This window comes from Pseudomonas sp. KD5 (genome assembly GCF_012932895.1).
GTDB lineage: Bacteria > Pseudomonadota > Gammaproteobacteria > Pseudomonadales > Pseudomonadaceae > Aquipseudomonas.
This window is the reverse complement of sequence record NZ_JDWJ01000010.1, coordinates 234,228-258,308: the sequence shown is the minus strand read 5'-3', so window position 1 is coordinate 258,308 and position 24,081 is coordinate 234,228. Positions and strand designations below refer to the sequence as shown.

The 24,081-nt window shown below is 57.9% G+C and carries 19 protein-coding genes and 2 tRNA genes; 19 read left to right on the top strand and 2 right to left on the bottom strand.

All coding sequences use genetic code 11. From position 1 onward, the window contains the following. Positions 1-58: 58 nt before the first annotated feature. Complete coding sequence (recN, locus tag AF70_RS22460) at positions 59-1,732, bottom strand: DNA repair protein RecN (protein WP_018929474.1); 1,674 nt, start codon at positions 1,730-1,732, stop codon at positions 59-61. A gap of 241 nt (positions 1,733-1,973) precedes the next feature. Between recN and grpE the strand changes: the two genes are divergently transcribed. The 8 genes from grpE to AF70_RS22420 all read left to right on the top strand — a co-directional run bounded on the left by grpE (position 1,974) and on the right by AF70_RS22420 (position 12,438). After that, positions 1,974-2,540, top strand: coding sequence for a nucleotide exchange factor GrpE (grpE, locus tag AF70_RS22455; protein WP_018929475.1), 567 nt, complete (start codon positions 1,974-1,976; stop codon positions 2,538-2,540). A 102-nt stretch (positions 2,541-2,642) separates the two neighbouring features. After that, positions 2,643-4,559 (top strand): molecular chaperone DnaK, encoded by a 1,917-nt coding sequence (dnaK, locus tag AF70_RS22450; RefSeq protein ID WP_019582458.1) that lies wholly within the window; start codon positions 2,643-2,645, stop codon positions 4,557-4,559. A 297-nt stretch (positions 4,560-4,856) separates the two neighbouring features. Further along, positions 4,857-5,981 carry a molecular chaperone DnaJ gene (dnaJ, locus tag AF70_RS22445; protein ID WP_018929477.1) on the top strand — a complete coding sequence of 375 codons (1,125 nt, stop codon included), beginning with the start codon at positions 4,857-4,859 and terminating at the stop codon, positions 5,979-5,981. Positions 5,982-5,990: 9 nt separating this feature from the next. Next, on the top strand, positions 5,991-6,797 hold the full coding sequence (gene dapB, locus AF70_RS22440) for a 4-hydroxy-tetrahydrodipicolinate reductase (protein ID WP_028939916.1): 807 nt from the start codon (positions 5,991-5,993) through the stop codon (positions 6,795-6,797). A gap of 259 nt (positions 6,798-7,056) precedes the next feature. Next, positions 7,057-8,193, top strand: a complete 1,137-nt coding sequence (gene carA, locus AF70_RS22435) for a glutamine-hydrolyzing carbamoyl-phosphate synthase small subunit (RefSeq protein ID WP_018929479.1) — start codon at positions 7,057-7,059, stop codon at positions 8,191-8,193. 117 nt (positions 8,194-8,310) lie between these two features. Further along, entirely contained in the window at positions 8,311-11,532 is a 3,222-nt protein-coding gene (gene carB, locus AF70_RS22430; protein WP_018929480.1) for a carbamoyl-phosphate synthase large subunit, read from the top strand. Further along, a complete protein-coding gene (gene greA / locus AF70_RS22425; protein WP_018929481.1) occupies positions 11,529-12,005 on the top strand; it encodes a transcription elongation factor GreA in 477 nt (158 codons plus the stop codon). Before carB ends, greA begins: the two co-directional genes overlap by 4 nt. 28 nt (positions 12,006-12,033) lie before the next feature. Beyond that, positions 12,034-12,438: a hypothetical protein gene (locus tag AF70_RS22420; RefSeq protein ID WP_007933533.1), complete on the top strand. Its 405-nt coding sequence runs from the start codon at positions 12,034-12,036 to the stop codon at positions 12,436-12,438. A 9-nt stretch (positions 12,439-12,447) separates the two neighbouring features. Here AF70_RS22420 and AF70_RS22415 read toward each other — a convergent pair whose 3' ends face one another. Next, positions 12,448-12,756: a YhbY family RNA-binding protein gene (locus AF70_RS22415; protein ID WP_007900503.1), complete on the bottom strand. Its 309-nt coding sequence runs from the start codon at positions 12,754-12,756 to the stop codon at positions 12,448-12,450. A 101-nt stretch (positions 12,757-12,857) separates the two neighbouring features. Between AF70_RS22415 and rlmE the strand changes: the two genes are divergently transcribed. The 11 genes from rlmE to infB all read left to right on the top strand — a co-directional run bounded on the left by rlmE (position 12,858) and on the right by infB (position 23,978). Continuing rightward, the gene (gene rlmE, locus AF70_RS22410; protein ID WP_007933535.1) at positions 12,858-13,487 is read left to right on the top strand and encodes a 23S rRNA (uridine(2552)-2'-O)-methyltransferase RlmE; all 630 of its coding nucleotides are present in this window, start codon (positions 12,858-12,860) and stop codon (positions 13,485-13,487) included. 202 nt (positions 13,488-13,689) lie between these two features. Then, complete coding sequence (gene ftsH / locus AF70_RS22405) at positions 13,690-15,600, top strand: ATP-dependent zinc metalloprotease FtsH (protein WP_018929483.1); 1,911 nt, start codon at positions 13,690-13,692, stop codon at positions 15,598-15,600. Positions 15,601-15,608: 8 nt separating this feature from the next. Further along, positions 15,609-16,460 carry a dihydropteroate synthase gene (folP, locus tag AF70_RS22400; RefSeq protein WP_028939915.1) on the top strand — a complete coding sequence of 284 codons (852 nt, stop codon included), beginning with the start codon at positions 15,609-15,611 and terminating at the stop codon, positions 16,458-16,460. Between the two features lie 16 nt (positions 16,461-16,476). Beyond that, positions 16,477-17,814: a phosphoglucosamine mutase gene (gene glmM, locus AF70_RS22395; RefSeq protein WP_019582453.1), complete on the top strand. Its 1,338-nt coding sequence runs from the start codon at positions 16,477-16,479 to the stop codon at positions 17,812-17,814. Positions 17,815-17,880: 66 nt separating this feature from the next. Beyond that, positions 17,881-18,636 carry a triose-phosphate isomerase gene (tpiA, locus tag AF70_RS22390; protein ID WP_007933541.1) on the top strand — a complete coding sequence of 252 codons (756 nt, stop codon included), beginning with the start codon at positions 17,881-17,883 and terminating at the stop codon, positions 18,634-18,636. 4 nt (positions 18,637-18,640) lie between these two features. After that, a complete protein-coding gene (gene secG / locus AF70_RS22385; protein ID WP_018929487.1) occupies positions 18,641-19,024 on the top strand; it encodes a preprotein translocase subunit SecG in 384 nt (127 codons plus the stop codon). 22 nt (positions 19,025-19,046) lie between these two features. After that, positions 19,047-19,132, top strand: a tRNA-Leu gene (locus AF70_RS22380). Positions 19,133-19,228: 96 nt separating this feature from the next. Beyond that, positions 19,229-19,305 (top strand) — tRNA-Met (locus AF70_RS22375). Between the two features lie 138 nt (positions 19,306-19,443). Beyond that, positions 19,444-19,902 carry a ribosome maturation factor RimP gene (rimP, locus tag AF70_RS22370; protein WP_007973115.1) on the top strand — a complete coding sequence of 153 codons (459 nt, stop codon included), beginning with the start codon at positions 19,444-19,446 and terminating at the stop codon, positions 19,900-19,902. A gap of 47 nt (positions 19,903-19,949) precedes the next feature. After that, positions 19,950-21,431 (top strand): transcription termination factor NusA, encoded by a 1,482-nt coding sequence (gene nusA, locus AF70_RS22365; RefSeq protein ID WP_007933547.1) that lies wholly within the window; start codon positions 19,950-19,952, stop codon positions 21,429-21,431. 27 nt (positions 21,432-21,458) lie between these two features. Then, a complete protein-coding gene (gene infB, locus AF70_RS22360) occupies positions 21,459-23,978 on the top strand; it encodes a translation initiation factor IF-2 (RefSeq protein ID WP_019582451.1) in 2,520 nt (839 codons plus the stop codon). Positions 23,979-24,081: the final 103 nt, after the last annotated feature.

Here is a 24,081-nt window from a genome sequence, read left to right as displayed (position 1 = left end):
CAGGTTCGCGAAACGAACGAAGGCGACCTCAGGGTCGCCTTCGTGCTTTCTGTCCTTCTTAGATTTTCGCGGTAACAACCATTTTCTTCGCGTGAGCCAGGGACTCCTTGGTGAGATCGATGCCGCCGAGCATCCGTGCCACTTCTTCGACACGATCATTCTTGCTCAGCTTGGAGACGGCCGTGTGCGTGGCATCTTCACCGCGGACCTTGTGCACAAATAGATGTTGATGCCCCTGCGCCGCCACTTGCGGTAAGTGCGTCACGGTCAGAACCTGCCCGCGTTCCCCGAGGCGTCGCAGCAACTGGCCGACAATCTCGGCGGTCGGGCCGCCAATGCCTACGTCCACTTCGTCGAACACCAGCGTCGGTACGCGGGAGGTCTGTGCGGTGATCACCTGAATCGCCAGACTGATGCGCGATAGCTCGCCCCCCGATGCCACTTTTGCCAGGGCTTTCAACGGTTGCCCCGGGTTGGCGCTCACCAGCAGTTCCACTTGTTCGAGCCCGTTGGGCAGCAGTTCGTCGCTGCTGTTGGGGCGCAGCTCGATGGTGAAGCGGCCACCGGGCATGCCCAGGCGCTGGATTTCCTGTTCCACGGCGCTGGCCAGGCTGCTCGACGCTTGATGGCGCAAGTCGCTCAATTCCCGAGCCTTCTCCTGATAATGACGGGCGTAGGAGGCCAGCTCATCGCCCAGTCGTTCGATGGATTCATCGTTGGCATTCAGGGTTTCGATTTCGTCGAGTAGCTTCTGTTGCATCTCGGCGACCTCGGTCGGCTGGATGCGGTGTTTGCGCGCCAGGGTGTAGATCGCATCGAGGCGTTCTTCCAGGTATTGAAGGCGTGCCGGGTCAGCGTCGAAATTGTCGAGAAAACGGTTCAATTCGCCCACGGCTTCTTCAACCTGAATCTGCGCGCTGGTCAGCAGGTTGCTGGCTTCACCCAGGGCGCCGATCGAATTGTTCACGCTCGATAGGCGATTGAGGCTGGCGGTCAGTGCGTTCAATACATTGCCGGAATCACTTTCGCTGCATTGTTCGACCACTTGCCGACAAATGCCCAGCAGGGTTTCGGCGTTGGTCAGGTTCTTGTGTTCCTGCTCCAGTTGCTCCAGCTCGCTTTCGCCGAGGCCGAGGTTTTCCAGTTCTTCGAGTTGATAGCTGAGCAACTGATGGCGAGCGCGCTGTTCGTCGCCGGAGTTGGAGAGGCGTTCCAGCTCCTGACGGGTCTGGCGCCAGCGTTGGGCGGCCAGTTGCACCTGACGGGCAAGGTCCGTGGCGCCGGCGTACTCGTCGAGCAGGCGGCGATGGGTATCGGTTTTGAGCAGGGATTGGTGTTCGTGCTGGCTGTGGATATCGATCAGCAACTCGCCCAGGGCCTTCAGGTCGCCGAGAGGGCAGGGGGTGCCATTGATATAGCCGCGCGAACGCCCTTCAGCGGTGATCACGCGGCGTAGAATGCACGGGCCGTCGTTCTCGAGGTCGCGTTCGGCCAGCCAGGCGCTGGCTTCAGGGATGTCGATCAGGTCGAAGGTGGCCAGGATGTCGGCCTTGTCGGCCCCCGGGCGGACTACGCCGCTGTCGGCGCGATCACCCAGGGTCAGGCCGAGGGCGTCGAGCATGATCGACTTGCCGGCGCCGGTTTCCCCTGTGATCACGCTCATCCCGCGATCGAGTTCGAGATCGAGATGTTCAACGATGGCGTAGTTGTGTACGGACAGGTGCACCAGCATAAAGGCCGCTCCCAGGCTTTAGGTCTGGTTATTTATACAGTGTTTTGTTTCTGGCTGACAATGCCCTCTCTTAGGTCGATTTGCTTGACTGAAAGAAATTCTTAGCGCGCCAGGGAATGACAAAGCAGTTGTTTTTTGTAGGGTTAATCATCAAACAGCCCTTGAAGCTGAATTTTGCGGCCCCATATACCGGGGCAGAAGCGCGAGTTGAGCTCGCGGACGATATTGGAAGGAGAAATCTATGGCTGACGAACAGACAGTGGATACGCAAAATCTAGACGCCAACCAGACCCCCGAGGCTTCGGGTGAAGACCTGGCGGCTCGTGTACAAGTGCTCGAAGAGCAATTGGCTGGTGCGCAGGATCAGGCTTTGCGTGTAGCCGCCGATCTGCAGAACGTCCGCCGTCGTGCCGATCAGGACGTTGAAAAGGCTCACAAGTTCGCCCTGGAAAAATTCGCAGGCGACCTGCTGCCGATCATTGACAGCCTGGAGCGCGGCCTGGAGCTGTCCAGCCCTGACGACGAAAACATTCGTTCGATGCGCGAAGGGATCGAGCTGACCCTGAAAATGTTCCAGGACACCCTGAAACGCTATCACCTGGAAGCTATCGATCCTGAAGGTGAACCTTTCAATGCCTCGCATCATCAGGCAATGGCCATGCAGGAAAGCGCCGACGTCGAGCCAAACAGCGTGCTCAAGGTGTTTCAGAAGGGCTATCAGCTCCACGGTCGCCTGCTGCGCCCGGCCATGGTCGTGGTCAGCAAGGCACCTGCACCGGTTTCGCCTTCGATTGACGAGCAGGCTTGAAATTAGCCGCAAGGCCCCCATTTAGAAGTCAAGCGTTTAAGTGCTACCGCAGTCAGCCACCACTACTGCGGCATCCAAATCCAAAGTTTCGGGAGAGTGAACATGGGCAAAATTATCGGTATCGACTTGGGGACTACCAACTCCTGCGTCTCCGTGCTGGAAAACGGCAAGGCCAAAGTTATTGAAAACGCTGAAGGCGCGCGTACCACGCCGTCGATCATCGCTTATGCCAACGATGGCGAAATCCTGGTTGGCCAGTCGGCTAAGCGTCAGGCAGTGACCAATCCGCATAACACCCTGTACGCGGTGAAGCGTCTGATTGGTCGTCGTTTCGACGAAGAAGTCGTACAGAAAGACATCCAGATGGTCCCTTACAAGATCGTCAAGGCTGACAACAGCGACGCCTGGGTTGAAGTGAACGGCCAGAAAATGGCACCGCCACAAATCTCGGCTGAAATTCTGAAGAAAATGAAGAAGACTGCCGAAGACTACCTCGGCGAGCCTGTGACCGAAGCGGTAATCACCGTTCCGGCCTACTTCAACGACAGCCAGCGTCAAGCCACCAAAGACGCCGGCCGCATCGCGGGCCTGGACGTAAAACGCATCATCAACGAACCAACCGCAGCCGCACTGGCCTACGGTATGGACAAGGCCAAGGGCGATCACACTGTGATCGTTTACGACCTGGGTGGCGGTACTTTCGACGTTTCCGTTATCGAAATCGCTGAAGTCGATGGCGAGCACCAGTTCGAAGTGTTGGCCACCAACGGTGATACCTTCCTGGGCGGCGAAGACTTTGACATTCGTCTGATCGACTACCTCGTCGACGAATTCAAGAAAGAAAGCGGCATGAACCTCAAGGGTGACCCGCTGGCCATGCAGCGCCTGAAAGAAGCCGCTGAGAAAGCCAAGATCGAACTGTCCTCGAGCCAGTCGACCGACGTGAATCTGCCGTACATCACTGCAGACGCTACCGGTCCTAAGCACTTGAACGTGAAAATCTCCCGCGCCAAGCTCGAAGCGCTGGTGGAAGACCTGGTTCAGCGCACCATCGAACCTTGCCGCATTGCGATGAAAGACGCCGGTATCGATGTCAGCAAGATCGACGACGTGATTCTGGTCGGCGGTCAGACCCGTATGCCAATGGTGCAGAAAGCTGTTTCCGACTTCTTCGGTAAAGAAGCTCGTAAAGACGTTAACCCGGACGAAGCTGTTGCCATGGGCGCCGCTATCCAGGGCGCAGTATTGGCCGGCGACGTGAAAGACGTTCTGCTGCTCGACGTCAGCCCGCTGACCCTGGGTATCGAAACCATGGGTGGCGTGATGACCGCGCTGATCGAGAAAAACACCACGATTCCTACCAAGAAATCGCAAGTGTTCTCGACTGCTGACGACAACCAGGGCGCCGTGACCATTCACGTGCTGCAAGGTGAGCGTAAGCAGGCTGCACAGAACAAGTCCCTGGGCAAGTTCGATCTGGCCGAGATTCCACCGGCTCCACGTGGCGTGCCACAAATCGAAGTGACCTTCGACATCGACGCCAACGGCATTCTGCACGTAGGCGCCAAAGACAAGGCTACCGGCAAGACTCAGTCGATCGTGATCAAGGCCAACTCCGGTCTGTCCGAGGACGAAATTCAGCAGATGGTTCGCGACGCTGAGCTGAATGCTGAAGAAGACCGCAAGTTCGAAGAGCTGGCGAGCGCTCGCAACCAGGGTGACGCACTGGTTCACTCGACTCGCAAAATGATCGCTGATGCTGGCGACAAAGTGAGCGCTGAAGAGAAGACTGCAATCGAAGCGGCAGTAGTTGCCCTGGAAGCCGCTGTTAAAGGCGACGACAAGGCTGCGATCGAAGCCAAGGTTGAAGAGCTGTCCAAGGTCTCCGCGCCAGTGGCTCAGAAAATGTACGCCGAGCAGGCTCAGCCAGCTGAAGGCGCGGCACCGCACGACGAAAAAGCTGAAAAAGCGGACGACGTTGTCGATGCCGAGTTCGAAGAAGTCAAAGACCACAAGTAAGTTGTTGGTCGCCCGGTTGACTGCCTTCAGGCGGTGACTGGTAGGATGTCGCCGCGCGGGAGCTTGCTCCCGCGTTGGCGTGTCTGGAGTTAGCGAATTTTTACAGCATGCGACAACGCTCGCGTGTTGGTGGCATGGCCGGGGATGCTCCTGCTTTCCGCGCCGAAAGTGCTGCATCGAATCAAAGACCAGGATCGTTGAATTGACGTGAGTTGGGTCCGGGCCTGTATTGGGGCTCAACGAGTTTGACGAGGCTCAGGAGAGGTTTGTCGAACGTCCTTAAGAGTGCAAAGACTTATGGCAAAGCGTGACTATTACGAAGTATTGGGTGTTGAGCGTGGCTCAAGCGAAGCAGACCTGAAAAAGGCCTACCGCCGCCTGGCGATGAAGCACCACCCGGACCGTAATCCCGATGACAAAGCGTCGGAAGATATGTTCAAGGAGGCCAACGAGGCCTACGAAGTGCTGTCCGATTCCAGCAAGCGCGCGGCCTATGACCAATACGGTCATGCCGGTGTCGACCCGAGCATGGGTGGCGGCGGTGCCGGTTTTGGCGGCCAGAACTTCTCCGATATCTTTGGCGATGTCTTCAGTGACTTCTTCGGTGGCGGTCGCGGCGGCTCCCGTGGCGGCGCTCAGCGTGGCAGCGACCTGCGTTACACGCTGGAGTTGAACCTGGAAGAAGCGGTGCGTGGCACAACCGTGAATATCCGTGTTCCGACACTGGTCAACTGCAAGCCGTGTGACGGCTCGGGTGCCAAGAAAGGCTCCTCGCCGGTCACCTGCCCGACGTGTGGCGGTATCGGTCAGGTACGCATGCAGCAAGGCTTCTTCTCGGTGCAGCAGACCTGCCCGCGCTGCCATGGCCAGGGCAAGATCATTTCCGATCCGTGCGATTCCTGCCACGGCGAAGGTCGTGTCGAAGAGTACAAGACGCTTTCCGTCAAAGTGCCGGCCGGTGTCGATACCGGTGACCGTATTCGTCTGTCCGGCGAAGGCGAAGCGGGCGCGCAGGGTGGGCCGACCGGCGATCTGTACGTGGTGATCAATGTGCGTGAGCACGCGATCTTTCAGCGTGATGGCAAACACCTGTTCTGCGAAGTGCCGATCAGCTTCGTCGATGCAGCGTTGGGCGGCGAGCTGGAGATTCCGACCCTTGATGGTCGGGTCAAGCTGAAGATCCCTGAGGGGACTCAGACCGGCAAGCAGTTCCGTGTTCGCGGCAAAGGCGTTGCGCCGGTTCGTGGCGGCGGCGCTGGCGACCTGATGTGCCGTGTGGCGGTCGAAACCCCGGTCAACCTGGGTCGTCGCCAGCGCGAATTGCTGGAAGAGTTCCGCAGCTCCTTGGCGGACGACAACAGTCATTCGCCGAAAACCACTGGTTGGTTCGAAGGCGTGAAGCGCTTCTTCGGCGATTTGTAAGGAGTGAGCATGCGACGTATAGCTGTGATGGGTGCCGCCGGCCGCATGGGCAAGATTTTGATCGAGGCGGTGCAGCAGCGCGCGCCGCTGACCGGTCTGACCGCCGCCATCGTGCGCCCTGGCAGTACGCTGATTGGCGTGGATGCCGGTGAGCTGGCCTCATTGGGGCGTATTGGTGTGCCGCTGTCCGGTAGTCTGGATTCGGTGGCTGATGAGTTCGACGTGCTGATCGACTTCACGCTCCCGGAAGTCATGCTGAAAAACCTGGCTTTCTGCCGTAAGGCGGGCAAGGCCATGGTGATCGGCACGACAGGATTGGATGCCGCGCAGAAGCAATTGCTGGCCGAGGCGGGCAAGGATATTCCTATCGTGTTCGCGGCCAATTTCAGTGTCGGTGTAAATCTGTCGCTGAAGCTTCTCGACATGGCTGCGCGCGTGCTGGGTGATGATGCGGATATCGAAATCATCGAGGCTCACCATCGGCACAAGATCGATGCGCCTTCGGGCACGGCGCTGCGTATGGGCGAAGTAATCGCCAATGCGCTGGATCGTGATCTGCAGAAGGTTGCGGTCTATGGGCGTGAAGGTCACACCGGTGCGCGCGAGCGTGAAACGATCGGCTTTGCGACTGTTCGCGGTGGTGATGTGGTTGGTGATCATACGGTGCTGTTCGCCTGCGAGGGCGAGCGACTGGAAATCACGCACAAGGCATCGAGTCGCATGACCTTCGCCAAGGGTGCTGTACGTGCGGCTTTGTGGCTGGACGGTCGTGAACCAGGCCTCTACGACATGCAAGACGTGCTCGACCTGCGTTAAGATGTAGCCGAAACCGGGTTCAAACATAGCCTTTGAGCCCGGTTTTAAACCGCCAAGCGACGTCCTGTCGCATTCTCCGGCCTTTAGGGCTCATTGGCGGTAGACCAAAAATGCCTTTTTCTGTAAGCTACAGCTTTAGTGTGTCCACTAAAAGCGCGCAGAATAATTCGATGAAGAAGCGGGGTGACGTGTCCATACGTCACTCCGCTTTTTTACAACCTGCGATCGCCCTTTCAGGCTTTATTTACGGGAGGTCTTCTTGACTAAGCCAGCCATACTCGCCCTTGCTGATGGCAGCATTTTTCGCGGCGAAGCCATTGGAGCCGACGGTCAAACCGTTGGTGAGGTGGTGTTCAACACCGCAATGACCGGCTATCAGGAAATCCTTACCGATCCTTCCTACGCCCAACAGATCGTTACCCTGACTTACCCGCACATCGGCAACACCGGTACCACGCCGGAAGACGCCGAGTCCGATCGCGTCTGGTCCGCTGGCCTGGTCATCCGTGACCTGCCACTGGTTGCGAGCAACTGGCGCAACACGATGTCTCTGTCCGACTACCTGAAAGCCAACAACGTCGTGGCTATCGCCGGTATCGACACTCGCCGCCTGACACGCATCCTGCGTGAGAAAGGCGCGCAGAACGGCTGCATCATGGCCGGTGACAACATTTCCGAAGAAGCCGCCATCGCCGCTGCCCAGGGCTTCCCTGGCCTCAAAGGCATGGACCTGGCGAAAGTCGTCAGCACCAAAGAGAAGTACGAGTGGCGCTCGACTGTCTGGGACTTGAAGACCGACAGCCACGCGACCATCGACGCTTCCGATCTGCCATACCACGTGGTTGCCTACGACTACGGCGTCAAGCTGAACATCCTGCGCATGCTGGTCGAGCGCGGTTGCCGCGTGACTGTGGTGCCAGCTCAAACGCCGGCGGCTGACGTTCTGGCTCTGAAGCCGGACGGCGTGTTCCTGTCCAACGGCCCGGGTGACCCTGAGCCATGCGACTACGCGATCCAGGCCATTAAAGACGTGCTGGAAACCGAGATCCCGGTATTCGGTATCTGCCTCGGCCACCAACTGCTGGCTCTGGCCTCCGGTGCCAAGACCCTGAAAATGGGCCACGGCCACCACGGTGCCAACCACCCGGTTCAGGATCTGGACAGCGGTGTGGTGATGATCACCAGCCAGAACCACGGTTTCGCGGTAGACGAAGCGACCCTGCCAGGCAACGTTCGGGCGATCCACAAATCGCTGTTCGACGGCACCCTGCAAGGCATCGAGCGTACCGACAAGAGCGCCTTCAGCTTCCAGGGTCACCCTGAAGCCAGCCCTGGCCCGAACGACGTAGCGCCACTGTTTGATCGCTTCATCAACGAAATGGCCAAGCGACGCTAATCGCTCGCCCTGATGTAGCGAAGCCTGGGGGCGGTCCCGAAACCGGCGGCCCCCTCAAGGCTTCAGAGATTGAACAAGACGGCTTGCCGACTGACCTGCGGATTTGAGTGACGACCCATGCCAAAACGTACAGACATTAAAAGCATCCTGATTCTCGGCGCTGGCCCGATCGTGATCGGCCAGGCCTGCGAATTCGACTACTCCGGCGCCCAGGCCTGTAAAGCCCTGCGCGAGGAGGGTTACCGCGTCATCCTGGTGAACTCCAACCCGGCGACCATCATGACCGACCCGGCCATGGCCGACGCCACCTACATCGAACCGATCAAGTGGCAGACCGTTGCCAAGATCATCGAGAAAGAGCGTCCGGACGCGCTGCTGCCGACCATGGGCGGCCAGACCGCCCTGAACTGCGCCCTGGACCTGGAGCGCGAAGGCGTTCTGGAGAAGTTCGGCGTAGAGATGATCGGTGCCAATGCTGACACCATCGACAAGGCTGAAGACCGTTCGCGTTTCGACAAGGCGATGAAATCCATCGGTCTGGACTGCCCGCGTTCGGGTATTGCCCATAGCATGGAAGAGGCCAACGCGGTTCTCGATCGTCTGGGCTTCCCGTGCATCATTCGTCCGTCCTTCACCATGGGCGGCACCGGTGGCGGTATCGCTTACAACCGTGAAGAATTCGAAGAAATCTGCGCCCGCGGTCTGGATCTGTCGCCGACCAAAGAGCTGCTGATCGACGAATCGCTGATCGGCTGGAAAGAATACGAGATGGAAGTTGTCCGCGATAAAAAGGACAACTGCATCATCGTCTGCTCCATCGAAAACTTCGACCCGATGGGCGTGCACACCGGTGACTCGATCACGGTTGCACCCGCACAGACCCTGACCGACAAGGAATACCAGATCCTGCGTAACGCCTCCCTGGCGGTACTGCGCGAGATCGGCGTGGAAACCGGCGGCTCCAACGTCCAGTTCGGCATCTGCCCGAACACTGGCCGCATGGTGGTCATCGAGATGAACCCGCGGGTATCCCGTTCCTCGGCCCTGGCATCGAAAGCCACCGGTTTCCCGATCGCCAAGGTCGCGGCGAAACTGGCCGTCGGTTACACCCTCGACGAACTGTCGAACGACATCACCGGCGGCAAGACTCCGGCGTCCTTCGAACCGTCCATCGACTACGTCGTCACCAAACTGCCACGCTTTGCCTTCGAGAAATTCCCGAAAGCCGACGCACGCCTGACCACTCAAATGAAGTCGGTCGGTGAAGTCATGGCCATCGGCCGGACCTTCCAGGAATCCCTGCAGAAAGCTCTGCGCGGTCTGGAAGTGGGTGTTTGCGGCCTGGACGAGAAGCTCGACCTGAGCAACCCGGAAAGCATGAGCATCCTCAAGCGCGAACTGACTGTGCCGGGTGCCGAGCGTATCTGGTACGTGGCTGACGCGTTCCGCGCGGGCCTGTCAGTCGAAGATATCTTCGGCATGAACATGATCGACCCGTGGTTCCTGGTGCAGATCGAAGATCTGATCAAGGAAGAAGAGAAGGTCAAGACCCTGGGTCTGTCCGCTATCGACCGCGACCTGATGTTCCGCCTCAAGCGTAAAGGCTTCTCCGATCAACGTCTGGCCAAGCTGCTGGGCGTCACCGAGAAGAACCTGCGTACCCATCGTCACAAGCTGGAAGTGTTCCCGGTCTACAAGCGCGTCGACACCTGCGCCGCCGAGTTCGCCACCGACACCGCGTACCTGTACTCGACTTACGAGGAAGAGTGCGAAGCCGCGCCGTCGGGTCGCGACAAGATCATGATCCTGGGTGGCGGTCCAAACCGCATCGGCCAGGGCATCGAGTTCGACTATTGCTGCGTACACGCAGCACTGGCCCTGCGCGATGACGGGTACGAGACCATCATGGTCAACTGCAACCCGGAAACCGTTTCCACCGACTACGACACCTCCGATCGTCTGTACTTCGAGCCGGTGACCCTGGAAGACGTGCTGGAAATCGTCCGCGTTGAGAAGCCAAAAGGCGTGATCGTTCAGTACGGCGGTCAAACCCCGCTGAAACTGGCCCGTGCCCTGGAAGCCGCCGGCGTGCCGATCATCGGCACCAGTCCTGACGCCATCGACCGCGCCGAAGACCGTGAGCGCTTCCAGCAGATGGTTGAGCGTCTGAACCTGCGTCAGCCGCCTAACGCCACCGTGCGCAGCGAAGATGAAGCGATTCGTGCCGCCGCCAAAATCGGTTACCCGCTGGTGGTTCGTCCGTCCTACGTACTGGGCGGCCGTGCGATGGAAATCGTTTACGAAGAGGAAGAACTCAAGCGCTACCTGCGTGAAGCGGTTCAAGTGTCCAACGACAGCCCGGTGCTGCTGGACCACTTCCTCAACTGCGCGATCGAAATGGACGTGGATGCGGTCTGCGACGGCACCGACGTGGTGATCGGCGCGATCATGCAGCACATTGAGCAGGCCGGCGTTCACTCCGGTGACTCCGCGTGCTCCCTGCCGCCGTATTCGCTGCCTGCACATATCCAGGACGAGATGCGCGAACAGGTTAAGAAAATGGCCCTGGAACTGGGCGTGGTCGGCCTGATGAACGTTCAGTTGGCGCTGCAAGGCGAAGACATCTACGTCATCGAAGTCAACCCGCGCGCATCCCGTACCGTACCGTTCGTCTCCAAGTGCATCGGTGTGTCCCTGGCGATGGTCGCGGCTCGCGTGATGGCCGGTAAAACCCTGAAGGAAATCGGCTTCACCAAAGAAATCATTCCGAACTTCTACAGCGTGAAAGAGGCGGTGTTCCCATTCGCCAAATTCCCTGGCGTGGACCCGATCCTGGGCCCAGAGATGAAGTCCACCGGTGAAGTGATGGGCGTGGGCGACACCTTCGGCGAAGCCTTTGCCAAGGCTCAGATGGGCGCAAGTGAAGTGCTGCCAACCGGTGGTACTGCGTTCATCAGCGTGCGCGACGATGACAAGCCGCTGGTTGCAGGCGTGGCCCGTGATCTGATCAACTTGGGCTTCGAAGTGGTCGCCACTGCCGGTACTGCCAAGCTGATCGAGGCTGCAGGCCTGAAAGTGCGTCGTGTGAACAAGGTGACCGAGGGTCGTCCGCACGTGGTCGACATGATCAAGAATGACGAAGTCACTCTGATCATCAACACCACCGAAGGTCGTCAGTCGATCGCTGATTCCTACTCCATTCGTCGTAATGCCTTGCAGCACAAGATCTACTGCACCACTACTATTGCTGCTGGCGAAGCTATCTGCGAAGCGCTGAAGTTCGGTCCTGAGAAGACCGTGCGCCGCTTGCAGGATCTACACGCAGGATTGAAGGCATGATCAAATACCCAATGACCGTCAAGGGCGCTAAAGCCCTGGAAGAAGAACACGCTCATCTGACCAAGGTCGTTCGTCCGAAACTCAGTCAGGACATCGGTACGGCCCGCGAGTTGGGTGACTTGAAGGAAAACGCCGAATACCACGCTGCTCGCGAGCAGCAGGGGATGGTCGAGGCGCGGATTCGTGACATTGAAGGCCGCATGCAAAACGCTGTGGTCATCGACGTAACGACCATCGAGCACACCGGCAAGGTGATTTTCGGCACCACCGTCGAAATCGCCAATGTCGAGACCGATGAAAGCGTGACTTACCAGATCGTTGGTGAGGATGAAGCAGACATCAAACTCGGCAAGATCTCCGTCGGTTCGCCGATCGCCCGTGCCTTGATCGCCAAGGAAGAGGGTGATGTGGTGGCGGTCAAAACGCCGGGTGGCGTTATCGAGTATGAGATTGTCGAAGTTCGCCACATCTGAAAGAAGGCGCCCGCTACGTGCGGGTGCCATGCTTTGGCAGCTGACCCAGATGCTCTGGGTTGGCGGTTTGTGGTTGTTGCACATCGGTCTGCTGCCGGTGCTGGGGCAAATAGGCCTGGCGCCGCTGCTGATCGACGAAATTGCAGGTGCGCTGAATACGCTGATGGTGGGATTCGCCACAGCGAGTGTGATTTTTCAGGCTTTGGTGCTGGTACAGGCTGAGGGCCTTGCCAGTCTATGGCGGGATATTCGCGGGCAACTGCTGCTGATGGCGCTGTATGGGTGTGCGATGTATTTCGCAGTACGCTTCGGTTGGCCGCAGGCGCTGCATTGGCAGTTGTTCAGCTATCTTGTCCTGGGCTTTTCCGGGCTGGTGCTGGTGATGCAGCCGGTGCCTGGATGGAGTGTCAGGGTGCGCGAAGCACACCCTTGACCCTTGCCATCACTTGAAGCGATGGACGTTCGACAACTGCTTGTTGACGCTGAAGTTCTTGCGATAAATCAGTGCCATCTTGCCGATGACCTGAACCAGATCGGCTTTGCCGGCCTTGCAGAGTTCTGCAATGGCTGCCAGGCGCGATTCGCGATCGAGGATGTTGAGCTTGATTTTGATCAGCTCGTGATCCGCCAAAGCGCGTTCAAGTTCGGCTAATACACCTTCAGTCAGGCCGTTGTCAGCCACAATCAAAACTGGTTTCAGATGGTGGCCAATGGACTTGTACTGTTTCTTCTGCTCTTGAGTGAGCGGCATAATCTGACCCTTTCGTCTGGATTCTGTAAAATGGCGGCCATTTTACCCGAGGGCTCGTGGATCCGCCCAATTAATCACGACCCTTATCATCGAGGTGCCCAATGGCGCGTTCCAAGACAAGCCTTGGTTGGCTGAAAAGACATGTCAACGATCCCTATGTGAAGCAGGCGCAGAAGGATGGCTACCGCTCGCGTGCGAGTTACAAACTTCTGGAGGTCCAGGAGAAATACAAGCTGATCCGTCCCGGCATGAGCGTTGTCGACCTGGGTGCGGCGCCCGGGGGGTGGTCGCAGGTGACTAGCCGTTTGATTGGTGGTCAGGGGCGTCTGATCGCCTCGGACATTCTGGAAATGGACAGCATTCCGGACGTGACTTTCATTCAGGGGGACTTCACCGAGGACGAAGTGCTCACGCGGATCCTTGAAGCTGTGGGTAATTCGCAGGTGGACCTTGTGATTTCCGATATGGCCCCCAATATGAGTGGTACGCCTGAAGTGGACATGCCAAAAGCCATGTTTCTTTGCGAGCTGGCGCTTGATTTGGCGGAACGGATACTCAAGCCGGGTGGTAATTTTGTGATCAAGATTTTTCAGGGCGAAGGGTTTGATGTTTACCTGAAGGATGCTCGTCGGAAATTCGACAAGATCCAGATGATCAAGCCAGACTCTTCCCGTGACAGTTCCCGCGAGCAATACATGTTGGCTTGGGGTTACCGCGGGCGTAGTGAGTAAAACGAGTTTTTTTGGCGGGGTGATAGGTTTTTCATATTTCGCCCCGCGTGCATTAGCGAATATCGTGTAGAAAGTGTTTCACAAAGGGTTACAGACGGCGCCTGCCAGAGCCGTAGGTAATGTAGTAAGTTAGGCCGGTGAATATCATGCGAAGCGCGCGCCATTAGCGGAGCTTGCTTCAGAGGGTAGTTAATTGAACGATATGGCAAAGAATCTGATCCTGTGGTTGATCATCGCGGCTGTCCTGGTGACGGTGATGAACAACTTCTCCAGCCCTAACGAGCCGCAGACCCTCAACTATTCCGACTTCATCCAGCAGGTCAAGGATGGCAAGGTCGAGCGCGTAGCGGTTGATGGCTACGTGATTACCGGCAAGCGCAACGATGGCGACAGCTTCAAGACCATTCGTCCGGCAATCCAGGACAACGGTCTGATCGGCGATCTCGTGGATAACCACGTTGTGGTCGAAGGCAAGCAGCCTGAGCAGCAAAGCATCTGGACTCAACTCCTGGTCGCAAGCTTCCCGATCCTGGTGATCATCGCCGTCTTCATGTTTTTCATGCGGCAGATGCAGGGCGGTGCCGGTGGCAAGGGTGGGCCGATGAGTTTCGGCAAGAGCAAGGCGCGCCTGCTCTCCGAAGATCAGGTGAAAACCACCCTGGCTGACGTTGCAGGTTGTGACGAAGCCAAGGAAGAGGTCGGCGAGCTGGTCGAGTTCCTGCGTGATCCGGGCAAGTTCCAGCGCCTGGGCGGTCGCATTCCTCGCGGCGTACTGATGGTTGGTCCTCCGGGTACCGGTAAAACCTTGCTGGCCAAGGCGATTGCCGGCGAAGCCAAAGTACCGTTCTTTACTATTTCCGGTTCCGATTTCGTCGAAATGTTCGTCGGCGTCGGTGCCAGCCGTGTCCGTGACATGTTCGAGCAGGCGAAGAAACATGCGCCATGCATCATCTTCATCGATGAAATCGACGCCGTTGGTCGCCACCGTGGTGCCGGCATGGGTGGTGGTCACGATGAGCGCGAGCAGACCCTCAACCAGTTGCTGGTGGAGATGGACGGCTTCGAAATGAATGACGGCATCATCGTCATCGCCGCGACCAACCGTCCGGACGTACTGGACCCTGCGTTGCTGCGTCCGGGCCGCTTCGACCGCCAGGTCGTGGTTGGCCTGCCGGACATCCGTGGTCGCGAGCAGATTCTCAAAGTCCATATGCGCAAAGTGCCGATGGGTGACGACGTCGCTCCGGCCGTGATCGCTCGTGGTACTCCTGGTTTCTCCGGTGCTGACCTGGCCAACCTGGTGAACGAGGCTTCGTTGTTTGCAGCTCGTGCCGGCAAGCGCATCGTCGAGATGAAAGAGTTCGAACTGGCTAAAGACAAGATCATGATGGGTGCCGAGCGCAAATCCATGGTCATGTCCGAGAAAGAAAAGCAGAACACCGCTTATCACGAAGCCGGCCACGCTATCGTCGGTCGCGTCGTGCCTGAGCATGACCCGGTCTACAAGGTGTCGATCATTCCGCGCGGTCGCGCACTTGGTGTGACCATGTTCCTGCCGGAAGAAGATCGTTACAGTCTGTCCAAGCGTGCACTGATCAGCCAGATCTGCTCGCTGTACGGCGGTCGTATCGCTGAAGAAATGACCCTGGGCTTCGATGGCGTCACCACCGGTGCGTCCAACGACATCATGCGTGCCAGCCAGATAGCACGAAACATGGTGACCAAGTGGGGGTTGTCGGAAAAACTCGGTCCATTGATGTACGCCGAAGAAGAGGGCGAAGTGTTCCTCGGTCGTGGCGGCGGTGGTCAGCATGCCAGTTTCTCTGGCGAGACGGCCAAGCTGATCGACTCCGAAGTGCGCAGCATCATTGATCAGTGCTACGGCACGGCCAAGCAGATCCTCACGGATAACCGTGACAAGCTTGATGCGATGGCGGATGCCTTGATGAAGTACGAGACGATCGATGCCGATCAGATCGATGACATCATGGCGGGTCGTACGCCTCGCGAACCTCGCGACTGGTCTGGCGGCAACGACACTTCCGGCACGCCTCCGGTGGTGCAGGATGGGCGTCCGGAAACACCTATCGGTGGCCCGGCTGCTGACGTTTAAGGTTTGAAATGACTTCTGTTCAGTCCTCGACCCGGTTGCCTTGCGGCAACCGGGTTCTTGATTTGGCCCAGACGCATGTCATGGGCATTCTCAATGTCACTCCCGATTCCTTTTCCGATGGCGGCCGATACAGCCAGCTGGACGCGGCCCTGCGCCACGCCGAGGCGATGGTGGCGGCCGGTGCGACGCTGATCGACGTCGGTGGTGAATCGACCCGGCCCGGTGCCAGGGCCGTTTCGCCGCTTGAAGAGCTCGAGCGCGTAGCGCCTATCGTTGAGCGCATCAGTCGCGAACTGGATGTGATTATCTCGGTCGATACCTCCACGCCTGCCGTCATGCGTGAAACCGCAAGGTTGGGGGCAGGGTTGATCAATGACGTGCGCTCGTTGCGTCGAGATGGTGCTCTGGATGCAGCGGCGGCCACCGGTTTGCCGGTGTGCCTGATGCATATGCTCGGCGAGCCGGGCGACATGCAGGACAACCCTCAGTACCAGGATGTTACGAAAGAGGTCGGCGAGTTTCTTGCAGAACGCATGGTTCAGTGTGCATCGGTAGGTATCCCTGCTGAGCGGATCATTCTTGATCCGGGCTTCGGCTTCGCGAAAACCCTGCAGCACAATCTAAGTTTGTTTAAGCATATGGAGGCCCTGCATGCCTTGGGGCGGCCTCTGTTGGTCGGTGTTTCGCGAAAGAGCATGATCGGCCAGGCCTTGAAACGACCTGTGGGAGAGCGTCTGCATGGTGGTCTGGCACTTGCGGCGCTGGCTTCGGTCAAAGGTGCGCGTATATTGCGCGTCCATGATGTAGCGGAAACGGTCGACGTAGTGCGGATGATTGCCGCCGTAGAATCAGCTGAATAAGAAAGATGGAGTACTTATGAGTAAGAAATACTTTGGCACCGACGGCATTCGTGGTCGGGTCGGTCAATACCCGATCACTCCTGATTTCATGCTCAAGCTTGGCTGGGCGGCAGGCATGGCATTTCGCAGCATGGGCGCCTGCAAGGTGCTCGTGGGCAAGGACACCCGTATCTCCGGTTACATGTTCGAGTCGGCGCTTGAGGCTGGGCTGACCTCGGCCGGTGCTGATGTGATGCTGTTGGGGCCAATGCCGACTCCGGCCATCGCCTATTTGACGCGGACCTTTCATGCCGAAGCCGGCATCGTGATCAGCGCTTCGCATAACCCTCATGACGACAACGGCATCAAGTTTTTCTCTGGTAAGGGCACCAAGCTCCCGGATGAAGTCGAGCTGATGATCGAAGAGCTGCTAGACACCCCGATGACCGTGGTTGAGTCGAGCAAGATCGGCAAAGTGTCGCGAATCAACGATGCCTCGGGCCGTTATATCGAATTCTGCAAGAGCAGCGTTCCCACCGGCACCAGTTTTGCCGGCCTGAAGATCGTGCTCGATTGTGCTCACGGCGCGACTTATAAAGTGGCGCCTAGCGTGTTCCGTGAGTTGGGGGCTGATGTCGTTGTGCTTTCTGCCCATCCCAACGGCCTGAACATCAATGATAATTGCGGTTCGACCCATATGGCGCCGCTGCAAGCGGCCGTACTGGCCGAGCACGCCGATTTGGGTATTGCCTTCGACGGTGATGGTGATCGGGTGCAGATGGTTGATCACACCGGTGCTGTCGTCGATGGTGACGAGCTGCTGTTCATCATCGCTCGCGATCTGCAAGAGCGTGGCAAGTTGCAGGGCGGTGTGGTCGGTACGCTGATGAGTAACCTGGGGCTGGAGTTGGCCCTGGCGGATCTGGCGATTCCTTTTGTGCGGGCCAACGTTGGTGACCGTTACGTCATCTCCGAGTTGCTGGAGCGCGATTGGCTGGTGGGCGGTGAAAACTCGGGGCACATTGTCTGCTTCAGTCACACCACTACCGGTGATGCGATCATTGCTGCATTGCAGGTCTTGATGGCGTTGAAGCGGCGCGCAGAAGGCCTGGCTCAGTCGCGTCAGGCGTTGCGCAAGTGCCCTCAGGTGTTGATCAATGTGCGGTTTGGCGGTGGTGTGAGCCCGCTTGAGCATCCGACTGTCAAGGAGGCCAGTGATCGTGTCACTCAAGCGATGGCGGGTCGCGGGCGCGTGTTGTTGCGCAAGTCCGGGACAGAGCCGCTGGTGCGTGTCATGGTCGAAGGCGAGGACGAAACGCAGGTTCGCGATTACGCCGAAGAGCTGGCAAAACTGGTAACTGAAGTTTCTGCCTGATTTCGGCTTGCCAGCCATGATTGTGTTGGGTAACATCTGCGCCCACTTTGACCGACGAGGTACAGCATGCGTCGCCCTATGGTAGCTGGTAACTGGAAGATGCACGGTACCCGCGCCAGCGTCGCTGAGCTGATCGACGGCCTTCGTCATCTGGCCTTGCCGAGCGGTGTTGATGTTGCGGTGTTCCCGCCTTGCTTGTATATCAATCAAGTGATTGATGGTTTGCAAGGGAAGTCGATTTCGGTCGGCGCGCAGAACTCTGCGATTGAATCCGGGCAGGGTGCGTTGACAGGTGAAATTTCACCGAGTCAGTTAGTGGATGCAGGTTGTTCCCTGGTGCTTGTCGGGCACTCCGAGCGCCGCCAGATAATGGGCGAGCTCGACGGGACGCTGAATCGCAAATTTGCGGCAGCACAGGCGTGTGGCTTGATTCCGGTGTTGTGTGTAGGGGAAACCCTCGAGCAGCGCGAAGCTGGAAAAACTCTTGAGGTTGTCGGGCGTCAGCTGGGCAGCATCATCGAGGAGCTGGGTGTTGGTGCTTTTGCAAAGGCAGTAATTGCTTACGAGCCGGTCTGGGCCATTGGTACCGGGCTGACTGCTTCGCCGCAACAAGCGCAGGATGTGCACGCAGCCATTCGCGCCCAGTTGGCGGCAGAGAATTCTGAGGTCGCACAAGGTGTGCGGCTTCTATACGGCGGCAGCGTGAAGGCGGCCAATGCGGCCGAACTGTTCGGCATGCCGGATATCGATGGGGGGCTCATTGGTGGAGCTTCCCTGAATGCAGATGAGTTCGGTGCGATTTGTCGCGCCGCGGGAAACTGAAAAAATGCTGGAAACAGTCGTAGTCGTTTTTCATCTGCTGGGTGCGTTGGGCGTAGTTGCTCTGGTATTGCTGCAGCAGGGTAAAGGTGCGGACGCTGGTGCATCTTTCGGAGCAGGTGCTTCAAATACTGTGTTCGGAAGCCAAGGTACCTCTACCTTTCTTAGTAAGTTTACTGCTATACTTGCCGCCGGTTTCTTCATGACCAGCTTGGGGTTAGGTTACTTTGCTAAAGAGAAAGCTCACCAGCTGACTCAAGTAGGTTTGCCAAACCCAGCAGTGTTGGAAGTTCCAAAGCAAAAACCGGCTTCTGATGATGTCCCGGTGCTTCAAGAGCAAAAGTCGGCTACTCCAGCGACTGACGTGCCTCCAGCTCAAGAGCAGAAGTAAGAAGAGTTTCAAACGTAGTATTGCCGAGGTGGTGGAATTGGTAGACACGCAACCTTGAGGTGGTTGTGCCCATAGGGTGTAGGGGTTCGAGTCCCCTTCTCGGTACCAATTATCAGGAGAGCCCGCTGTTGCGGGCTTTCTTGTAGGTGGAAGGTTACATTGACCCTGTCAGGGATCGGTCGTATACTTCCGCCCCAGCTTTGTCGCGGGGTGGAGCAGTCTGGTAGCTCGTCGGGCTCATAACCCGAAGGTCGTCGGTTCAAATCCGGCCCCCGCAACCAGTTTAAGGAGCCCCTTTTCAGGGGCTTTTTGTTAGCTGGACACTTTCAACGCCGCTATTCGGCGGCGTTTCAAGGATGGGCGTTTCGCCCATTTTTTTATTTTGCATAGCATGCACATACATGCACGAGGGGGTTCAGGTGTCGAGCAAGCTAGAAGAGTTGCAGGCCTTGCTGGCCCCGGTGGTCGTGGCCCTAGGCTATGAATGCTGGGGTATTGAGTTTTCGGCTCAAGGTCGCCACTCAATGTTGCGCGTTTATATCGATAAAGAAGGCGGCGTGCTGGTGGACGATTGTGCCATCGTCAGTCGCCAGATCAGCGGTGTGCTGGATGTTGAAGATCCAATCTCCGTTGAATACACCCTTGAAGTTTCCTCGCCTGGCATGGAACGCCCACTGTTCACTCTTGAGCAGTTTGCAAAATTTGCCGGTGAACAAGTGAAGATCAAGCTGCGCTCGCCTTTTGAAGGTCGACGCAACTTTCAGGGCCTTCTGCGCGGTGTAGAAGAGCAGGACGTCGTGGTGCAGGTTGAAGACCATGAGTTCCTGTTGCCGATCGATATGATCGACAAGGCCAACATTATTCCCAGTTTTGACTGAGACGCGGATCCCGCGGATCCAATGGCTTGCGAAAGGCGAGGCGTACGATGAGCAAAGAAGTACTGCTGGTTGTTGAGTCGGTATCCAATGAAAAGGGCGTACCGGCAAACGTAATTTTTGAAGCGCTGGAGCTGGCTCTGGCCACTGCTACCAAAAAGCGTTTCGAGGACGAAGTCGATCTGCGTGTGGAAATCAATCGCCACACCGGTGCTTACGAGACATTCCGTCGCTGGACGGTCGTCGAAGAAGCAGATCTGGACGATCCGGCTATCGAAACCTGGCCGAGCAAGGTTGCGCAAACGCATCCTGGCGCCAAGGTCGGTGACGTTGTCGAAGAAAAAATCGAATCCATCGAGTTCGGCCGCATTGCTGCACAGACTGCCAAGCAAGTCATCGTGCAGAAAGTTCGCGAAGCCGAGCGTGCTCAAGTCGTTGATGCCTATCGCGAGCGTCTGGGGGAAATCATCTCCGGCACCGTGAAGAAAGTCACCCGCGACAACGTGATCGTCGACCTGGGCAATAACGCGGAAGCGTTGCTGGCCCGTGAAGACATCATCTCTCGCGAAACCTTCCGGGTTGGCGTGCGTCTGCGTGCGCTGCTCAAGGAAATCCGCACCGAGAACCGCGGCCCGCAGCTGATCCTGTCGCGTACCGCGCCGGAAATGCTGATCGAGCTGTTCCGCATCGAAGTGCCGGAAATCGCTGAAGGCCTGATCGAAGTAATGGCTGCATCCCGTGACCCGGGTTCGCGTGCCAAGATCGCGGTCCGCTCCAAAGACAAACGCATCGATCCGCAAGGCGCTTGCATCGGTATGCGCGGTTCGCGCGTCCAGGCAGTGTCCGGCGAGTTGGGCGGTGAGCGTGTGGACATCGTCCTGTGGGACGATAACCCTGCTCAGTTCGTGATCAATGCAATGTCGCCGGCTGAAGTGGCGGCAATTATCGTTGACGAAGATGCCCATGCAATGGACATCGCCGTTGGCGCAGACAATCTGGCTCAGGCCATCGGTCGCGGTGGTCAGAACGTGCGTCTGGCTAGCCAGTTGACTGGCTGGACCCTGAACGTGATGACCGAATCGGACATCCAGGCTAAGCAACAAGCAGAAACCGGCGACATCCTGCGCAACTTCATCGACGAGCTGGAAGTCGACGAAGACCTGGCACAGGTGCTGGTAGATGAAGGTTTCACCAGCCTGGAAGAGATTGCCTACGTACCGTTGGAAGAAATGCTCAACATCGACGGCTTTGACGAAGAAACCGTCAACGAGCTTCGCGCTCGCGCCAAGGATCGTTTGTTGACCAAAGCCATCGCTACTGAGGAAAAGCTGGCAGACGCCCATCCGGCCGAAGACCTGCTCTCGCTTGAGGGCATGGACAAGGATTTGGCGATGGAACTGGCGGTGCGCGGCGTAATTACCCGCGAAGACCTGGCCGAGCAGTCTATTGACGACCTGCTCGACATCGACGGCATTGACGATGATCGTGCCGGCAAGTTGATCATGGCCGCCCGAGCCCACTGGTTCGAGTAATTAGGCGCGGCCTGAGGAGAGAAGTGCATGACGCAAGTCACGGTGAAACAACTGGCCGATGAGGTCAAAACACCGGTAGAGCGCCTGTTGCAGCAGATGCGTGAGGCAGGTCTGCCGCACACCGCCGCCGAAGAACATGTGACTGACAGTGAGAAGCAATCTTTGCTGACTCACTTGAAAAGCAGCCACAAGGCGAAAGTGGAAGAACCACGCAAGATCACGCTGCAGCGTAAAACCACCAGCACCCTGCGTGTTGCTGGCAGCAAAAGCATCAGCGTTGAAGTACGCAAGAAGAAAGTCTTCGTGCAGCGCAGCCCGGAAGAAATCGAAGCCGAGCGCAAACGCGAACTGGAAGAACGTCGCGCAGTAGAAAATGCTGCACGTCAGAAGGCTGAAGAAGAAGCCAAGCGTCGCGCCGAAGAAGAAGCGCGTCGCCAGCCTGCTGCTGCGCAAACCGCTCCTGTCGAAGCTGTCGCAGCGCCTGTTGCAGTTGCCGAACCTGTGCGTGAAAGCGCCCCGGTCGTGGCCGCTGCACCTGCAGCCGACACTCGCAAGCGCGACGAGCAGCGTCGTCCGGACAAACCACGTGCCGACGATAGCAATCGTCGTGGCAGTGGCGATGGCGAGCGCAAAAACGCTCCGCATCGTGCTTCGGTCAAGGAAAAAGCGCCTGCTCCACGCGTTGCCCCACGTACTACCGACGAAGAAAGCGATGGCTTCCGTCGTGGTGGTCGCGGCAAGGCCAAGCTGAAGAAGCGCAACGCCCACGGTTTCCAGAGCCCAACCGGCCCTGTTGTGCGCGAAGTGAAGATCGGCGAGACCATCACTGTTGGCGATCTTGCCCAGCAGATGTCGGTCAAGGCTGCTGAAATCATCAAGTTCATGTTCAAACTGGGTACCCCAGCGACCATCAACCAGGTACTGGATCAGGAAACTGCCCAACTGGTTGCCGAAGAGCTGGGCCACAAAGTGACCCTGGTCAGCGACACCGCCCTGGAAGACTCCCTGGCCGAGTCCCTGAAGTTTGAAGGTGAGACGTTCTCCCGTGCACCAGTTGTGACCGTAATGGGTCACGTTGACCACGGTAAGACCTCGCTGCTCGACTACATCCGTCGTGCCAAGGTAGCTGCTGGCGAAGCCGGTGGTATTACCCAGCACATCGGTGCGTACCACGTTGAAACCGAACGCGGCATGGTCACCTTCCTCGACACCCCTGGTCACGCCGCGTTTACCGCCATGCGTGCCCGTGGTGCCAAGGCGACCGACATCGTGATCCTGGTGGTTGCAGCGGACGACGGCGTAATGCCGCAGACCGTTGAAGCTGTTCAGCACGCTCAGGCGGCTGGCGTACCTCTGGTTGTTGCAGTGAACAAAATCGACAAGCCGGGCGCCGATCTCGATCGCATCCGTAGCGAATTGTCGGTTCACGGCGTGACTTCGGAAGAGTGGGGCGGCGACACCCCGTTCGTATCGGTTTCGGCGAAAGTCGGTACCGGCGTGGACGAGTTGCTCGAAGCTGTTCTGCTGCAAGCTGAAGTTCTCGAACTGAAAGCAACCCCATCGGCCCCTGGTCGTGGTGTTGTGGTTGAATCGCGTCTCGACAAAGGTCGTGGTCCGGTTGCAACCGTTCTGGTTCAAGACGGTACCTTGCGCCAGGGCGACATGGTGCTGGTCGGTTCGAACTATGGCCGCGTTCGCGCCATGCTCGACGAGAACGGCAAGCCAATCAAGGAAGCCGGTCCTTCCATCCCTGTCGAGATCCTCGGCCTGGACGGTACTCCGGACGCTGGCGACGAGATGAGCGTAGTTGCTGACGAGAAGAAAGCCCGTGAAGTGGCTCTGTTCCGTCAAGGCAAGTTCCGCGAAGTCAAACTGGCCCGTGCTCACGCCGGCAAGCTTGAAAACATCTTCGAGAACATGGGTCAGGAAGAGAAGAAGACGCTCAACATCGTCCTCAAATCCGACGTCCGTGGTTCGCTGGAAGCGTTGAACGGTGCCTTGAATGGCCTGGGTAACGACGAAGTGCAAGTGCGTGTGGTCGGTGGCGGTGTCGGTGGTATCACCGAATCCGACGCCAACCTGGCACTGGCCTCCAACGCTGTACTGTTCGGCTTCAACGTGCGTGCCGATGCCGGCGCTCGCAAGATCGTCGAGCAGGAAGGTCTGGATATGCGTTACTACAACGTGATCTACGACATCATCGAAGACGTCAAGAAAGCCCTTACCGGTATGCTGGGCAGCGATGTTCGCGAGAACATCCTGGGTACCGCTGAAGTGCGTGACGTGTTCCGTTCGCCGAAGTTTGGCGCGATCGCCGGTTGCATGGTTATCGAAGGTGTTGTTCACCGTAACCGTCCAATCCGTGTACTGCGTGAAGACATCGTTATCTTCGAAGGCGAGCTGGAATCCCTGCGCCGCTTCAAGGATGACGCTTCCGAAGTACGTGCCGGCATGGAATGTGGTATCGGCGTGAAGAGCTACAACGACGTCAAGGTCGGTGACAAGATCGAAGTATTCGAGAAGGTCCAGGTTGCTCGCAGCCTCTAACTCGCGCACTTCAAGAGCCATGATGGCCAGCCGCATGCAATTGCGCGGCGCATCAGTCGGACTCTAAACGCAACGCCCGGTCTGGCTTTTGTCAGGCCGGGCG

Excerpts from the sequence above, each read along its gene's own strand:
- recN (WP_018929474.1), bottom strand. The coding sequence starts at position 1,732 with ATGCTGGTGCACCTGTCCGTACACAACTACGCCATCGTTGAACATCTC.
- grpE (WP_018929475.1), top strand. The coding sequence starts at position 1,974 with ATGGCTGACGAACAGACAGTGGATACGCAAAATCTAGACGCCAACCAG.
- dnaK (WP_019582458.1), top strand. The coding sequence starts at position 2,643 with ATGGGCAAAATTATCGGTATCGACTTGGGGACTACCAACTCCTGCGTC.
- dnaJ (WP_018929477.1), top strand. The coding sequence starts at position 4,857 with ATGGCAAAGCGTGACTATTACGAAGTATTGGGTGTTGAGCGTGGCTCA.
- dapB (WP_028939916.1), top strand. The coding sequence starts at position 5,991 with ATGCGACGTATAGCTGTGATGGGTGCCGCCGGCCGCATGGGCAAGATT.
- carB (WP_018929480.1), top strand. The coding sequence starts at position 8,311 with ATGCCAAAACGTACAGACATTAAAAGCATCCTGATTCTCGGCGCTGGC.
- greA (WP_018929481.1), top strand. The coding sequence starts at position 11,529 with ATGATCAAATACCCAATGACCGTCAAGGGCGCTAAAGCCCTGGAAGAA.
- AF70_RS22420 (WP_007933533.1), top strand. The coding sequence starts at position 12,034 with ATGCTTTGGCAGCTGACCCAGATGCTCTGGGTTGGCGGTTTGTGGTTG.
- AF70_RS22415 (WP_007900503.1), bottom strand. The coding sequence starts at position 12,756 with ATGCCGCTCACTCAAGAGCAGAAGAAACAGTACAAGTCCATTGGCCAC.
- rlmE (WP_007933535.1), top strand. The coding sequence starts at position 12,858 with ATGGCGCGTTCCAAGACAAGCCTTGGTTGGCTGAAAAGACATGTCAAC.
- ftsH (WP_018929483.1), top strand. The coding sequence starts at position 13,690 with ATGGCAAAGAATCTGATCCTGTGGTTGATCATCGCGGCTGTCCTGGTG.
- folP (WP_028939915.1), top strand. The coding sequence starts at position 15,609 with ATGACTTCTGTTCAGTCCTCGACCCGGTTGCCTTGCGGCAACCGGGTT.
- glmM (WP_019582453.1), top strand. The coding sequence starts at position 16,477 with ATGAGTAAGAAATACTTTGGCACCGACGGCATTCGTGGTCGGGTCGGT.
- tpiA (WP_007933541.1), top strand. The coding sequence starts at position 17,881 with ATGCGTCGCCCTATGGTAGCTGGTAACTGGAAGATGCACGGTACCCGC.
- secG (WP_018929487.1), top strand. The coding sequence starts at position 18,641 with ATGCTGGAAACAGTCGTAGTCGTTTTTCATCTGCTGGGTGCGTTGGGC.
- nusA (WP_007933547.1), top strand. The coding sequence starts at position 19,950 with ATGAGCAAAGAAGTACTGCTGGTTGTTGAGTCGGTATCCAATGAAAAG.
- infB (WP_019582451.1), top strand. The coding sequence starts at position 21,459 with ATGACGCAAGTCACGGTGAAACAACTGGCCGATGAGGTCAAAACACCG.